The sequence below is a fragment of the Yersinia similis genome, from assembly GCF_001053095.1.
In the GTDB taxonomy this organism is placed as follows: domain Bacteria; phylum Pseudomonadota; class Gammaproteobacteria; order Enterobacterales; family Enterobacteriaceae; genus Yersinia; species Yersinia similis.
The window spans coordinates 35,242-50,337 of the sequence record NZ_CGBP01000018.1 but is presented as its reverse complement, the minus strand read 5'-3'; the positions used below and the strand labels follow the sequence as shown (position 1 = coordinate 50,337).

The window sequence follows — 15,096 nt, the reverse complement described above, 5'->3', positions numbered from 1 at the left end:
AACGTTCCGACTCCGATCACACTTTTGTTATTCATCCAATGACTCGCCAGTAAATACAAATATAATAGATTGAAACGATGTTTCTATTTATAAGGAACCAAAAACCGGTTCCGTCCTGACGTTTCGAAGGTGGGGTGACTACGATGGGTCTTACAGGCAACATTAAAGGCAGTGACACAATGATGATTAACTGGCTCAGCGCTATCCGCGGCTATGTTGATTTAGTCCAGTCTGTAGGCCACAGTCAGCTTAATCCATCCCCATTGCTGGCCGATGGTTTTGATGTACTGACCCATCAACCTGTCGTTTGGGAATTCCCAGACGGCCACCATACTCCGATATCTAACTTCGCCAGTCAACAAAACTGGTTACGAACATTGGATGCCCTCAGCCTGGTGACTCAGGATCCGCAATATCACCAGCAAGCCCGGGTGCAAAGCGGCTATTTTATGCAACATGGTGTCCATAACGAAAGTGGGCTTTTTTACTGGGGTGGGCATCGTTTCCTCAATTTGGATACCCTAAAAACTGAAGGGCCAGCATCAAAAGACCAGGTACATGAGCTGAAACATCATCTGCCCTATTACGACCTACTGGTAACCATTGATCGGGAAAAAACCCTTAATTTCTTACAGGGGTTTTGGCACGCTCACGTAGAAGATTGGCAAACCCTGGATCTGGGCCGCCATGGTAACTACAGCAAACAGCGTGACCCACAGGTTTTTGCCCATCCTCGATATGATGTGGTTAACCCAGCAGAGTTACCAAAACTGCCTGAAACCAAAGGCCTAACCTTTGTTAACGCTGGAACTGACTTAATTTACGCAGCCTATAAATATGCTGAATATACCGGTGATGCTGCAGCGGCGGCATGGGGAAAACATCTGTATCGCCAATATGTTTTAGCGCGTAACCCTGAAACAGGTTTACCGGTATATCAGTTCAGTTCACCACAGCAACGCCAGCCAATACCGGCTGACGATAACCAGACTCAATCTTGGTATGGCGACCGTGCCAAGCGCCAGTTCGGCCCAGAGTTTGGTGAAGTTGCTCGTGAAGCAAATGTTTTGTTCCGCGATATGCGCCCATTATTGATAGATAACCCATTAGCCATGCTGGATATCTTGCGCCAGCAGCATGATGCTGAGGTCTTGCAGTGGGTGATTGATGGACTCAAGAATTACTATCGCTTTGCTTATGATATAGAGAGCAATACATTGCGCCCATTATGGAACGATGGCCAAGATATGAGTGGCTACGTCTTACCGCGTGATGGCTATTATGGCACCAAAGGCACAGTTATCTCACCATTCCCATTAGACGTCGATTATTTGTTACCGCTGGTACGTGCCTGGCGGTTAAGTGAAGATGAAGAGTTACTGGATTTAATTGGCGTTTTATTACTCCGCTGGCAGTTAGCTGAACTGAATAAAACACAGCGACGCGCCACGCTAATGGCCGCCCAACGCCCTATTGCTTCTCCTTATCTGCTACTGGCTTTAGTCGAACTGGCTGAGCATTGTCAATGCCCTACATTGTTTGCATTGGCATGGCAAATAGGTGATGACCTATTTAAACAACATTACCACCGCGGACTGTTTGTGGAATCGTCTCAGCACCGCTACTTCCGTATCGACAATCCGATTGCATTAGCATTATTAACCTTGATTGCCGCTAAACAAGATAAATCAGCAGCAATACCTCAATTTATTACTAACGGTGGTTATATCCATGGAGATTATCGGGTAAATGGGGAAAGCCGAACTCTGTATGACATCGATTTTATTTATCCGACACTTTTGAATCAGTAGTTTTTTATCTTTCATTTTATTAAAAATAGGTAGCATTATGAATGAAAACAGAATGCTGGGGTTAGCCTATATATCACCTTATATAATAGGGTTGATAATATTCACGGCTTTCCCCTTTGTATCATCTTTCTTTCTCAGTTTTACTGAGTATGACTTAATGAGCCCTCCCGTATATAACGGGATCGAGAATTATCGTTATATGCTGACGGAAGATGATTTATTCTGGAAATCCATGGGCGTGACTTTCGCTTATGTGTTTCTGACTATTCCATTAAAATTGGCTTTTGCTCTGGGGATCGCTTTTGTACTGAACTTTAAATTACGGGGCATCGGTTTCTTCCGTACCGCATTCTATATTCCGTCTATCCTTGGTAGCAGCGTAGCGATTGCCGTATTATGGCGTGCGCTATTCGCGATTGATGGTTTGCTTAATAGTTTTATTGGTGTCTTTGGGTTTGATGCCATCAACTGGCTGGGAGAGCCATCACTAGCACTGACATCCGTCACGTTACTGCGTGTATGGCAGTTCGGTTCTGCCATGGTTATCTTCTTGGCCGCGTTGCAAAACGTACCACAGTCACAATATGAAGCAGCCATGATTGATGGCGCCTCTAAATGGCAAATGTTTATGAAAGTCACCGTGCCACTGATTACGCCGGTTATTTTCTTTAACTTTATTATGCAAACTACGCAGGCATTCCAAGAATTTACCGCACCTTATGTCATTACCGGTGGTGGACCAACCCATTACACCTATTTATTCTCACTCTATATCTACGATACAGCGTTTAAATATTTTGATATGGGATACGGTGCTGCACTGGCCTGGGTGTTATTCCTGGTAGTCGCCCTCTTTGCCTCAATTGCATTTAAATCATCTAAATATTGGGTCTTCTACTCCGCCGATAAAGGAGGAAAAAATGACTGACGTACAACAAACTTCCAACCAGAAAAAATCAGATCTGGCTCAGGATATTGCTGATGCGGAAATTAGCCGTACATTACGCAAAGCTAAAGTCAGTGCGGCTTTCCGCTATATCGTTTTGATTATTGTTGGTCTGTTAATGCTTTATCCGTTGTTGTGGATGTTCTCGGCAGCATTTAAGCCTAATAATGAAATTTTCACCACTTTAGGATTATGGCCAGAGCACCCAACAAGTGATGGTTTCGTTAACGGCTGGAAAACCGGTACTGAATATAATTTCGGTCATTACATGCTGAACACCTTTAAGTATGTTATTCCGAAAGTGATCCTGACCATTATCTCTTCCACCATTGTCGCCTATGGCTTTGCGCGCTTTGAGATCCCTTGGAAGAAATTCTGGTTTACCACATTGATCACCACCATGTTGCTGCCAAGTACCGTGTTATTGATCCCGCAATACATCATGTTCCGTGAAATGGGCATGCTGAATAGCTACTTACCGCTCTATCTGCCACTGGCCTTCGCCACACAAGGGTTCTTCGTTTTCATGCTGATCCAGTTCTTACGCGGTGTCCCGCGTGATATGGAAGAAGCAGCACAAATCGACGGCTGTAACTCTTTCCAGGTGTTGTGGTATGTGGTAGTGCCAATTTTAAAACCGGCCATTATCTCTGTCGCCCTGTTCCAGTTCATGTGGTCAATGAACGACTTTATCGGCCCACTGATTTATGTCTATAGCGTAGATAAGTACCCGATAGCGTTGGCTTTGAAGATGTCAATTGACGTTACCGAAGGCGCACCGTGGAACGAAATTCTGGCAATGGCAAGCATCTCCATTCTGCCGTCCATCATTGTTTTCTTCCTGGCTCAACGCTACTTCGTGCAAGGCGTAACCAGCAGCGGAATTAAAGGTTAATAGAGGATTTATCATGGCTGAAGTCATTTTCAATAAATTAGGTAAAGTTTACTCCAACGGTTTCCGCGCAGTACATGGCATTGACCTGAAGATCAATGATGGCGAATTCATGGTCATCGTCGGCCCATCTGGCTGTGCTAAATCCACGACCCTGCGTATGTTAGCCGGTCTTGAAACGATCAGTGATGGCGAAGTCCGTATTGGTGATCGGGTGGTCAATAATTTGGCACCAAAATCACGTGGTATTGCCATGGTGTTCCAGAACTATGCGTTATATCCGCATATGACAGTAAAAGAGAATCTGGCCTTTGGGTTGAAGTTGAGCAAATTACCAAAAGATCAAATCGAGGCCCAAGTTGCTGAAGCCGCCAAGATTCTGGAATTAGAAGATCTTCTGGACCGCTTACCACGCCAGTTGTCCGGTGGTCAGGCACAGCGTGTTGCTGTGGGGCGTGCGATTGTAAAAAAACCAGATGTATTTTTGTTCGATGAACCGCTATCCAACCTGGATGCCAAACTGCGCGCCTCCATGCGTATCCGCATCTCTGATTTGCATAAGCAATTGAAAAAAAGCGGTAAAGCAGCAACCACCGTTTACGTAACCCATGACCAGACCGAAGCCATGACCATGGGCGACCGTATCTGTGTGATGAAGCTGGGCCACATTATGCAAGTGGACACCCCGGACAATCTCTATCACTACCCTACCAATATGTTTGTTGCCGGTTTTATCGGCGCGCCGGAAATGAATATCAAACCGAGCACGCTGGTAGAAAAAGAGGGGCAAATTGGCCTGACGGTTGGTCAATACACCTTGGTATTGAATGAAAGACAGCAGGCCAAAGTTGCCACCCACGCCGGAGAAAAAGTGTTCTTTGGCGTACGTCCTGAATTTATTAGCATGTCTCTGCAACCGTTTGTCGGTAATCACTCACAAGGTGAATTGGTTCGGGTGGAAAACATGGGCCATGAATTCTTTATGTATATCAAGGTTGAAAACTTTGAATTGACCTGCCGTCTGCCGTCTGATGAAGCACGGCCGATTATTGAAAACGGCCTGCATCGCACCGTGTACTTCCAGTTTGATATGGATAAATGCCATATCTTTGATGCAAAAACAGAAAAAAATATCTCTCTTTAACAGGAGCAGTACCAATGAAAAAAGCGATCCTACATACGCTGATAGCATCCACTCTGGCTCTATTGTCACATCAAGCTTTTGCAGCACAAGACGACGTCAATTTACGGATGTCATGGTGGGGAGGTAACGGCCGCCACCAGGTAACATTGAAAGCTCTGGAAGAATTCCATAAACAACATCCGAACATTAATGTTAAAGCGGAATATACCGGTTGGGATGGTCATTTATCTCGTTTGACTACACAGATTGCAGGCGGTACTGAACCTGATGTCATGCAGACTAACTGGAACTGGCTACCTATTTTCTCTAAAGACGGAACGGGCTTCTTCAATTTAAATAACGTAAAAGAACAACTGGATTTGGCGCAATTCGATCCAATCGAACTGCAACAAACCACCGTTAATGGCAAGCTGAATGGTATTCCGATCTCTGTTACTGCACGTATATTCTATTTCAATGATGCAACTTGGGCTAAAGCGGGCTTAGAATATCCAAAAACATGGGATGAGTTACTCAACGCAGGCCAAGTGTTTAAAGAAAAATTGGGTGACCAATATTACCCTGTTGTATTAGAGCATCAAGATACCTTAGCATTAATCCGTTCTTATATGACTCAGAAATACAACATTCCTACCGTTGATGAAGCAAATAAGAAATTTGCCTACACGCCAGAACAGTGGGTTGAGTTCTTTACCATGTACAAAAAAATGGTAGATAACCATGTTATGCCATCTTCCAAATACTATGCTTCATTCGGTAAGAGTAATATGTACGAAATGAAGCCGTGGATTAATGGTGAGTGGGCAGGGACTTATATGTGGAACTCAACCATTACTAAATACTCTGATAACCTGACCAAACCTGCAAAATTAGATCTTGGCCCATATCCAATGTTGCCTGATGCAAAAGATGCTGGCTTATTCTTTAAACCGGCACAAATGCTTTCAATTGGTAAATCGACTAAGCATCCTAAAGAAAGTGCGATGCTAATTAACTTCCTGCTAAACAGCAAAGAAGGTGTTGATGCATTAGGTCTTGAACGTGGAGTGCCGCTGAGCGCCGCGGCTGTGACCCAACTACGTGCCAATGGTGTAATTAAAGATGAAGATCCTTCTGTTGCCGGTTTGAATATGGCATTGGAATTACCACATGAAATGAAAACTTCACCGTACTTCGATGATCCACAAATTGTTTCACTGTTCGGTGATGCAATTCAATATATCGACTATGGTCAAAAAAGCGTAGAAGAAACGGCAGAATACTTTAATAAGCAAGGTGACCGCATTCTTAAACGTGCAATGCGTTAATTAATTAAATTATTTAACTTAAGTCACAAAAAACCCCGCCATGTATTTGGTGGGGTTATTTTATTTGCTAAAATTAAATAAAAAACAGTCAACCAGATCAGCATCACAAATTAATAGTGAAGTTATAAATTAGTCACTAAGAAAGATCTTGATCACACAATTAATTATAAATACAAATAGAATGTACAACATCACTAAATGAAACGCAGTTTCTTTTATTGTGGTTATATGTTTTGTCTGTGTGTTGATTTTATAATGTTGTCGTTTTGAATAACCATAACTCTGGGATTATATAAAAATGAAATTAAAAATAATTACTCTGGCAGTGGCAGCAACAGTCTCCGTTATCAGTTTTAGCTCCGTTGCAACAACGATTGACTATCGACATGAAATGAAAGATACCAGTAAATCCGATCACAAAGACCGTTTACTGATTTCAAACCGTTTTGCTAATGGTTTTGGTCTGTCTTTGGAAGGTAAGTGGGGCCAGCATAGCTCTGATACCACGCCAAATAAGCCATTCAATGAGCAGGTCAGTAACGGTACCGAAATGGTGGCCAGTTATGTTTATAAATTCAATAACACCTTCCAGATCGAACCAGGCTTCTCATTAGACTCTACTTCAGATTCCAACAACTACCGTCCATATATTCGTGGTAAAGTGGCTCTCACTGATGATTTCTCAACGTCACTGCGCTACCGTCCATATTACAAACGTAACCAACCTGCTCAGACCAAATCAACTGAGAAAGGCCATGAGTTCACAATGTTGTTTGCTTATAACTTCTTGAAAGACTATTCAGCTGAATACGAATTAAACTACAAGAAGTCTGAAGATGAAATTCTGGCTAATAAAGAAAAATACGAATGGGCACATGATGTAAAAATCGCCTACAAATGGGATAAAAACTGGAAACCATATATGGCTATTGGTAATGTCCCAGGCAGTAAAGTGACTGACGAACGCCAAACGCGTTACCGCGTAGGTATCCAATACAGTTTCTAAATATCATATCGTTATGAGTACCCTCATTATTATTTGCTAAATTATGCTCATTCTTTGCATTATTTTGGGGAAAAGTTGACTCCCAGTCACTTTTCCCTTTTTTAGCTTAGCGATTTATGTCCCCCTCTCGTCAGCCGTTATACATTTATAGTCGTTATATATTTACAGTCGGAATACATTGGTCGTCGGTATAGCTCTACGTCTTATCCCCCTATGTGATATTGCAGCCACCGGCCATTAGAGCAGAGAATACCTCGGTATTTAGCCAATTACCCCTAATCTGCCCCATCCTGTAGGGTTCCATCCTGAACGCTTAAAGGTTAACCATCTTTTATCTCTGTCTATCTCTATCAGGTAAAAATAAGATATTTAGTTACAACGTAACGACTATTCACGCCAAGAAAAATCTCATATACTGGATAAATCAACAGCTACAAATTCGGAATTTAAGTATGACAGGGGAAGGACACCTTATTTTTTCTGTCGCCTGCGTTATTTTAGCCAAAAAAGTCGGTCTCACACCGGAATTGGCACATGGCGATTGGTGGCATATTATTCCTGGCGCCCTACTGACCTCCCTGCTGCCAGATATTGATCACCCAAAGTCGATCCTCGGCCAGCGGCTAAAGTGGGTTTCTGTACCTATTGCCCGCGCATTTGGTCACCGCGGATTTACCCATAGCTTATTGGCGGTAATTGCTGGCATTGCACTATTTCAGGTAGATGCACCATTGAATGGGGTGTTCCCCCCAGATGTATTTCATGCCATGATAATAGGTTATTTCAGCCATCTCTTGGCCGATATGATCACGCCAGCCGGTGTACCGCTGTTGTGGCCCTGCCGCTGGCGTTTCAGCATTCCGCTATTACGTCCACAAAAAGGCAATCAATTAGAACGCGTATTATGTGTTCTATTGGTTTGTTTTTCCGTCTACTGGCAAACTGACACCACCATCCCGCTGCTCTACTATATGGAACAATTGAAAAGTTTTAGGTTATGAATACATCAAGCCGTATGAATAACATTCAAACTGATTTTATTTAATACAAATCAATACTAAAACTTATATAGAATTCTTTTTGGATATAAGTGAGCTAACACAGTAGCTGCTACCATAAACGGCTAGCGACACCACCGTCGTGCATCGTACTTGGCTGTATAAAATAAAATGCGTCAATATAATAATATCTTGGAGATTTGGGGATGAACTTACCACTCGTGGTTAACGTGCTGGTGTTTGCAGTACTGCTATTGCTCTTGGCACAAACTCGGCATAAACAGTGGAGCTTGGCTAAAAAAGTATTGGTCGGCTTAGCACTGGGTGTGCTGTTTGGTTTAGGGCTGCAATGGGTCTATGGCGCAGATAATCTAATACTGAAAGAGTCTATCACTTGGTTTAATATTATTGGCAATGGTTATGTGCAACTCTTGCAAATGATTGTTATGCCTTTGGTATTCGCCTCAATTTTGAGTGCGGTAGCTAAACTGCACAATGCGTCATCTCTGGGTAAAATCAGTTTTTTGACCATTGGTACGTTGCTCTTTACTACATTAATTGCCGCCTTGGTCGGTGTATTAGTGACCAACTTGTTTGGTCTGACGGCCGAGGGGTTGGTACAAGGTACTCAGGAAACAGCTCGCCTAAGCGCAATTGAGAGTAATTATCTGGGCAAAGTAGCCGACCTCACTGTGCCACAACTGATCTTGTCATTTATTCCCAAAAATCCGTTTGCCGATTTAACGGGTGCCAGCCCAACATCAATCATCAGTATTGTAATATTCGCAACCTTCCTCGGTATCGCGGCACTACAACTGTTAAAAGATGATGTCACGAAGGGCCAACGTGTACTGGCGGCAATTGATACGTTGCAAGCTTGGGTGATGAAGTTAGTACGATTAGTGATGAAATTAACCCCATACGGCGTATTGGCACTGATGACCAAAGTGGTTGCCGGTTCTAATATTCAGGACATTATTAAACTAGGCAGCTTTGTTGTGGCATCGTATATGGGCCTGGCCATCATGTTTGTTGTCCATGCGGTGTTGCTGTCGCTCACGGGTATCAATCCGCTGAAATTCTTTAAAAAAGTGTGGCCGGTACTGACTTTTGCGTTTACCAGCCGCTCCAGTGCCGCCAGTATTCCATTAAATGTTGAAGCGCAAACCCGCCGTCTGGGTGTACCAGAATCTATCGCCAGCTTCTCAGCGTCTTTTGGAGCAACTATTGGACAAAATGGCTGTGCTGGCCTTTATCCAGCGATGCTGGCGGTCATGGTGGCACCAACGGTTGGTATTAACCCGTTGGATCCGGTATGGATTGCCACTCTGGTCGGCATTGTTACCATCAGCTCTGCGGGTGTTGCCGGTGTGGGTGGCGGTGCAACCTTCGCCGCCCTAATTGTACTGCCAGCATTGGGCTTACCTGTGACATTGGTTGCGTTACTTATCTCCGTTGAGCCATTGATTGATATGGGCCGTACGGCATTGAACGTCAATGGCTCAATGACGGCCGGGACGATCACCAGCCAATTAATGAAGCAAACAGATAAAAACATTTTGAATAATGAAGATGACGACATTCTGACTCACCAGTAAATAATACTAATACTTTCATTATTATAGTAATCAGCTAAAGCCAGCCAGTTTTTAGCCCCCCAACCGTGGGATACCCATGAGTAAGGGGTTTCATTTCTGACTGGCTTTTTTGTTTCTGTAAACGACTATGCACTGCGCTTTGTTCGCTAGAGGCAAGCTGAACGACAAATGGGTTCCCGATCCATTTGAATAGCATTTATGCTACCCGCAGGGTGAGCCTCAGGAATGAGGCTCATTAATCCCGATGCGCTTATTTATTTTAAAGTCAACGACCAGTAAGTGACTCGTATGAGTGAACACAGCTAACAACCCGGCAGCCTTAAGTACTAAGGGGATGATATTTTTCAACTAATGCTAATGCAATGGCTTCAGTTTCAACATCAGGCACACCACTGAAATCCTGAGGCCGGAAATGCATCTGGAACGCCTTGATCACTTGGCGAGTTTCAGCATCCAACTGGCCATTCTGGGGAATTTTGTAGCCATAAGCCGCTAATGCCCGCTGAATGACGGCCACTGAAGCAGTCCCCTTCTTATCTCTTCCACCAATATATTTTGCCACTGTCGCATCATCTGGCCAGGCACCTACGCCCTTCTCGGCCAAACGTTTCCATGGGAATAATGGGCCGGGATCAGATTTCCTCAGTGGAGCAATATCACTGTGAGCCACAACATCAGTCGGAGAAATATTGTAACGCTGCACAATGTCTTTGGTGAGCTGCTCTATCAATTCAATCTGTGATTCGTTGTAGGGATACCAGGTTCTACCTAGCATCTTTTCCGTGAAGCCTAGGTTGACGATTTCGATACCAATCGAGGTGTCGTTGAGGTTATTACGCCCCTGCCAAGTGCTGACACCTGCATGCCAGGCTCTCTGTTCTTCTGGCACTAATTGCAAAGCAATGGCTTTTCCATCGGCTTTCTTGGGGTGGGTAGGGATTAAATAATGGGCACTCACCTCACCCTGGGTGAGCAATTTTAGTGATTCGGCATCATCAGTTGCTGTGTAATGGAGGACTAAAAACCGTACCCGCTCATTTTTTGCAACAGAGGGATAGCGGGTATCAATTTTATATGCGCCACGGTCGATCAACTCATTCGCGCTGCGATGATCTGAACTACTGCAACCGGCCAGCAACAATAATAGCCCCCCACTCAATAGCTTCCTCATTATTTATCTCCCTATAATTTAATTAACCGCGGTTATAATGACCTGAATGAATTAAACAAATCATAAACAATATTTATCAATAATCAGTGGCAAGGCCAAATAAGGCTTATTACCTATAATAATGTTAAGCCGATAACCATACGCACAGTAATTATTAAGGGGAATGGTAATTATTAAGAAGTATAATAACCACGCAAATAGTATGATTATTCATGTAATAAAAAACGGCCCCCACCAGAGGAGCCGTTTTTTTATAAAGAGGGATAAATAGTTATAATTAACAGCTAACTAAAGTTATCCAATAACGATAGGGTACTTACCCTATTTATCGACATTTTTATCAGAAAGGATAATCGCGGTAGCCCATTTGCTCAGAAATATTGCGGGCTGCGCAATGTAACGATTTAACATAATCACTCTTTCTGTCTTCAGCGAAACGTAGTGTCGGGAAAGAAATACTTAATCCGGCAATCACCACACCAAAACGGTCAAAGACAGGAACTGCGATACAACGTAAACCTTCTTCCTGCTCTTCAATATCCTCACCAAACCCTTGCTCACGTACCTTATCTAAAACCGGTAACAGTGCAGCAGTGCTATCCAACGTATATTTGGTGCTGCGGGTAAATTCGATATGAGACAGAATTTCTTCTACTTCACCACGATCACGCCAGGCTAATAGCACCTTCCCAATGGCAGTACTGTGTAATGGGTTGCGGCGGCCAATGCGGGAATGCATTCGCAGGTTATACATCGAGTCAATTTTATGAATATACACAATGCTATCTTCATCCAATGCACCCAAGTGAATAGTTTCACGAGTTTCATTAGATAATTCACGCATCTGAATATCAGCACTGCGAATCAAATCGACATTTTGCAGCGCTTTCGCACCCAATTCAAATAGCTTCAGGGTGAGGGAATATTTCTCCGATTCGCCTTCCTGTGCCACATAACCCAAGGACTTCATGGTTTGGAGAAAACGATAAACTGTACTCTTAGGCATCATGACTCGCTGAGAAAGCTCGGTAATACCTATTTCCCGTTCTTCACCCAACGCTTGTAATATGCCAAAAACCTTCAGCACCGACGAGACAGAGTCGGGCTGTTTATCTAGATCTGCAATAGCCATTTTTTAGTTACCCTACTCAGTTTTCTTTGATTCATAAAACAATATGTTTTAGAAAAAATAGAACAATGGTTTTATTATAAAGGGAAGTTGCGAGACTGTGCAATAAACCAATGTGAATAATCGGATAAAAGCCTTGCAGACAGCAAATTAGCCTCTTTCTAAGAGAGAGGCTAATGGAAAACTCGGCTATTGCCAAACAGACTCAGGCAATGTCACCATATATAATGCGGGCTTGCCGTGGACGTCTGACGTAAACAGGACCTGCTTATCATCAGGCGTAAAAGAAGGATGAGGATGCGTAACCTGGCGATCACCTTCAAATACCTGCCATGATGTATCATGTCGAGCAATACGATGCTGTGTCCCATTCTTTATATTGAAGACATACAAGAAAGGATCATTTTCGATCTTATAACCGCTGTTATCTTGCACATCAACCGGTGCGTCAGACCCATCACCTACCATCAGTGTGCCATCATAATTACTCATTAAATGTGAGCAGGCAGGCATAGAAGTCAATTGACGATTTTTCAATGTCACTGGATCAGCACTATAAATAAAACGATCGGAGCTGCCTTTCAAATAAGAGACATAAACCAATGCTGAACCATCTGGAACCCAGAATTCATGCGTACAGCTCTCACCTTCTGCATGGGTTTTCACTTTACGCATATTGCTGCCATCTTCATTGATGAGCCACATACGTGCATCAACCAGATCGTGTGGCCCTTCATGGCAGAACGCCACGGTGCTATCGTCATAAGGGCGATAAATAGGGTGACCAAGCCACTGATTTTCTTGCAGGATAACCGCTGATTCGCCAGTTTTCAAATCAACGCGCATCAGGCGGCAACACGGTTTGGTGAAATAAAATTCGTGGAATTTCTTCCAATCTGTCAACGGTTGCCAGTCTTCCCGCTTAATCTCAATACCGACCAATTTAGTACAATCAGAATTTGCTACCCACGTTCCATAACCGACCCACTCTTCTGGCACCTGATAAACCACGTTCTCTTCTAATGTGGCGAGATCAACACGCATCAAATTACGGCCATCCTTCACGTAGAACAGCGCATCATCTTCTGGTGAGAGGAAACCCCCAAAGGTATTATCACCGCGCCCTTCAGTCAGTTGTGTTGCGACCCGGCTGTTAAGATCCAGTAAATAGTAATTCCATGGGCCATCAAAAGCACCACCGAACAACAGTTTACTACCATCACGGGTGAAACATTTCTGATAGAAATAGTTACGGTGACAAGTGACATCAGGGGGCGTCAGTCGGGTCACTTGTGCGCCGGTAGAGGCATCCTGATAAGTGTGATATGTCAGGGGGATTTGTTTACCTTTTGCCATCCGGAAAATCCTTAAAATCGTCAGAGAATTAAAATTTACTCGCAGGAGAACCTGTCGACTAATACTATCTCACATTATAGAAACAATGTTTCATTTTTCCGTGATCGCGGTTCTACTTTTTCTTTTTATCGTAAATTACTCTTTTTATCGGGCGGTTAATCTGGTGCAAGATGTGCAATTAACCATTACACTTATGATTAACTCAATGAACTTATGATTAACTCAATGAACCTATGATTAACGCCATGAACCTACGATTAATCCTATATACTTACAATTAATCTGATGTGTAAGGATGCAATCAGGGGCAATAATCGTTAGCATATCAATACTCACCTATTTTATTACTTTTACAGATACGCACCTATGAACCCATCAACAAGTGATGGCTTACCTGTACCTCAACGCTATGCCGCGATACTGGTTATTGCTTTAGGTATTATGATGGCGGTATTGGACGGCACTATTGCCAACGTGGCATTACCGACTATCGCACGTGACCTCAATACCAGCCCAGCGACATCTATCTGGGTTGTCAATGCTTATCAGCTCGCCATCACCATCTCACTGCTTTCCATGGCGTCATTGGGCGATATCATTGGTTACCGGCGGGTTTATCAAGCTGGCTTACTGATATTCAGCGTGACCTCACTGTTTTGTGCTCTGTCCGATTCGTTATGGACCCTGACGTTTGCCCGTGTGCTACAAGGGTTTGGCGCGGCGGCATTGATGAGCGTCAATACCGCCCTGATTCGTATCATTTATCCTCGAGCCCAACTTGGTCGAGGTATTGGTATCAATACCTTGATTGTTGCTGTGTCTTCAGCCGCGGGGCCCAGTATTGCCGCTGCCGTGTTGTCTGTCGCCTCTTGGCAATGGCTGTTCGCCCTCAACGTGCCAATTGGGTTATTAGCGTGGTGTTTAGGCATAAAATTCCTACCCGCCAATAATACGAAAAGCAACGGCAATCGCTTTGATATCACCAGTTGTGTTCTGAATGCGCTGACATTTGGCTTATTGATCACCGCAATCAGTGGTTTTTCCCAAGGGCAAAGCCCGGCAGTGATTGCTGCTCAAGTGGTTGCCCTATTACTGATTGGTTTCTTCTTTGTGCGTCGTCAACTCACGCAATCCTTCCCACTGCTCCCCGTGGATTTACTGCGTATTCCTATTTTCGCGTTGTCGATTGGCACTTCAATTTTTTCTTTTGCCGCTCAAATGCTGGCAATGGTGTCGCTTCCCTTCTTTTTACAGACCGTATTGGGCCGCGACGAAGTGGCAACCGGGCTACTGTTGACTCCATGGCCGTTGGCCACCATGGTCATTGCTCCGATCGCGGGGCGTTTGGTTGAGCGCTATCATGCAGGTTTATTAGGTGGGATTGGTCTGGCTGTTTTTGCCAGTGGTCTATTCTTGCTGGCGGTGTTACCCGCCAACCCCAGCGACGTGGATATTATCTGGCGGATGATATTGTGTGGCGCAGGTTTTGGGCTGTTCCAGACCCCGAACAATCATACGATTATTTCTGCCGCTCCACAGCATCGTAGCGGTGGAGCCAGTGGCATGTTGGGGACCGCCCGCTTGCTAGGACAAACCTCAGGTGCTGCATTGGTTGCACTAATGTTCAATATGTTCTCAACCAACGGCACCCACGCCTCCTTGATACTGGCTGGCTGTTTTGCCAGTATCGCGGCACTGGTCAGTATCTTACGTGTAACACAAAAACGTTATTAGGCTA

General features: G+C 44.0%; 12 protein-coding genes. 9 read left to right on the top strand and 3 right to left on the bottom strand.

Annotation, left to right across the window (positions count from 1 at the left end; translation table 11 throughout):
* Positions 1-143 precede the first annotated feature (143 nt).
* The 8 genes from AC971_RS13810 to AC971_RS13775 all read left to right on the top strand — a co-directional run bounded on the left by AC971_RS13810 (position 144) and on the right by AC971_RS13775 (position 9,702).
* Positions 144-1,811, top strand: a complete 1,668-nt coding sequence (locus AC971_RS13810; RefSeq protein WP_025384079.1) for a pectate lyase — start codon at positions 144-146, stop codon at positions 1,809-1,811.
* Positions 1,812-1,848: 37 nt separating this feature from the next.
* The gene (locus AC971_RS13805; RefSeq protein WP_025384080.1) at positions 1,849-2,739 is read left to right on the top strand and encodes a carbohydrate ABC transporter permease; all 891 of its coding nucleotides are present in this window, start codon (positions 1,849-1,851) and stop codon (positions 2,737-2,739) included.
* Positions 2,732-3,652, top strand: coding sequence for a carbohydrate ABC transporter permease (locus tag AC971_RS13800; protein WP_025384081.1), 921 nt, complete (start codon positions 2,732-2,734; stop codon positions 3,650-3,652). The genes AC971_RS13805 and AC971_RS13800 overlap by 8 nt, the downstream gene beginning before the upstream one ends.
* A gap of 13 nt (positions 3,653-3,665) precedes the next feature.
* On the top strand, positions 3,666-4,793 hold the full coding sequence (locus AC971_RS13795) for an ABC transporter ATP-binding protein (RefSeq protein WP_025384082.1): 1,128 nt from the start codon (positions 3,666-3,668) through the stop codon (positions 4,791-4,793).
* A gap of 14 nt (positions 4,794-4,807) precedes the next feature.
* The gene (locus AC971_RS13790) at positions 4,808-6,100 is read left to right on the top strand and encodes an ABC transporter substrate-binding protein (protein ID WP_025384083.1); all 1,293 of its coding nucleotides are present in this window, start codon (positions 4,808-4,810) and stop codon (positions 6,098-6,100) included.
* Positions 6,101-6,398: 298 nt separating this feature from the next.
* Positions 6,399-7,106, top strand: a complete 708-nt coding sequence (locus AC971_RS13785) for an oligogalacturonate-specific porin KdgM family protein (protein WP_025384084.1) — start codon at positions 6,399-6,401, stop codon at positions 7,104-7,106.
* Between the two features lie 452 nt (positions 7,107-7,558).
* Complete coding sequence (locus AC971_RS13780) at positions 7,559-8,107, top strand: metal-dependent hydrolase (protein WP_025384085.1); 549 nt, start codon at positions 7,559-7,561, stop codon at positions 8,105-8,107.
* Between the two features lie 203 nt (positions 8,108-8,310).
* Positions 8,311-9,702, top strand: a complete 1,392-nt coding sequence (locus AC971_RS13775) for an L-cystine transporter (protein ID WP_025384086.1) — start codon at positions 8,311-8,313, stop codon at positions 9,700-9,702.
* A gap of 319 nt (positions 9,703-10,021) precedes the next feature.
* Here the strand turns inward: AC971_RS13775 and AC971_RS13770 are convergent, their stop codons facing one another.
* The 3 genes from AC971_RS13770 to ogl form a co-directional block, all read right to left on the bottom strand.
* The gene (locus AC971_RS13770) at positions 10,022-10,873 is read right to left on the bottom strand and encodes an N-acetylmuramoyl-L-alanine amidase (RefSeq protein ID WP_025384087.1); all 852 of its coding nucleotides are present in this window, start codon (positions 10,871-10,873) and stop codon (positions 10,022-10,024) included.
* 340 nt (positions 10,874-11,213) lie between these two features.
* Positions 11,214-12,005: a DNA-binding transcriptional regulator KdgR gene (kdgR, locus tag AC971_RS13765; RefSeq protein ID WP_002210840.1), complete on the bottom strand. Its 792-nt coding sequence runs from the start codon at positions 12,003-12,005 to the stop codon at positions 11,214-11,216.
* A 186-nt stretch (positions 12,006-12,191) separates the two neighbouring features.
* Positions 12,192-13,358 carry an oligogalacturonate lyase gene (gene ogl, locus AC971_RS13760; protein ID WP_011192552.1) on the bottom strand — a complete coding sequence of 389 codons (1,167 nt, stop codon included), beginning with the start codon at positions 13,356-13,358 and terminating at the stop codon, positions 12,192-12,194.
* Between the two features lie 366 nt (positions 13,359-13,724).
* On the opposite strand from ogl, the gene AC971_RS13755 reads away from it, so the two are divergent.
* Complete coding sequence (locus AC971_RS13755) at positions 13,725-15,092, top strand: MFS transporter (RefSeq protein ID WP_025384088.1); 1,368 nt, start codon at positions 13,725-13,727, stop codon at positions 15,090-15,092.
* The last annotated feature ends 4 nt before the right edge of the window (positions 15,093-15,096 follow it).

Coding starts and splice junctions, on each gene's coding strand:
- AC971_RS13810 (WP_025384079.1), top strand. CDS start 144: ATGGGTCTTACAGGCAACATTAAAGGCAGTGACACAATGATGATTAAC.
- AC971_RS13805 (WP_025384080.1), top strand. CDS start 1,849: ATGAATGAAAACAGAATGCTGGGGTTAGCCTATATATCACCTTATATA.
- AC971_RS13800 (WP_025384081.1), top strand. CDS start 2,732: ATGACTGACGTACAACAAACTTCCAACCAGAAAAAATCAGATCTGGCT.
- AC971_RS13795 (WP_025384082.1), top strand. CDS start 3,666: ATGGCTGAAGTCATTTTCAATAAATTAGGTAAAGTTTACTCCAACGGT.
- AC971_RS13790 (WP_025384083.1), top strand. CDS start 4,808: ATGAAAAAAGCGATCCTACATACGCTGATAGCATCCACTCTGGCTCTA.
- AC971_RS13785 (WP_025384084.1), top strand. CDS start 6,399: ATGAAATTAAAAATAATTACTCTGGCAGTGGCAGCAACAGTCTCCGTT.
- AC971_RS13780 (WP_025384085.1), top strand. CDS start 7,559: ATGACAGGGGAAGGACACCTTATTTTTTCTGTCGCCTGCGTTATTTTA.
- AC971_RS13775 (WP_025384086.1), top strand. CDS start 8,311: ATGAACTTACCACTCGTGGTTAACGTGCTGGTGTTTGCAGTACTGCTA.
- AC971_RS13770 (WP_025384087.1), bottom strand. CDS start 10,873: ATGAGGAAGCTATTGAGTGGGGGGCTATTATTGTTGCTGGCCGGTTGC.
- kdgR (WP_002210840.1), bottom strand. CDS start 12,005: ATGGCTATTGCAGATCTAGATAAACAGCCCGACTCTGTCTCGTCGGTG.
- ogl (WP_011192552.1), bottom strand. CDS start 13,358: ATGGCAAAAGGTAAACAAATCCCCCTGACATATCACACTTATCAGGAT.
- AC971_RS13755 (WP_025384088.1), top strand. CDS start 13,725: ATGAACCCATCAACAAGTGATGGCTTACCTGTACCTCAACGCTATGCC.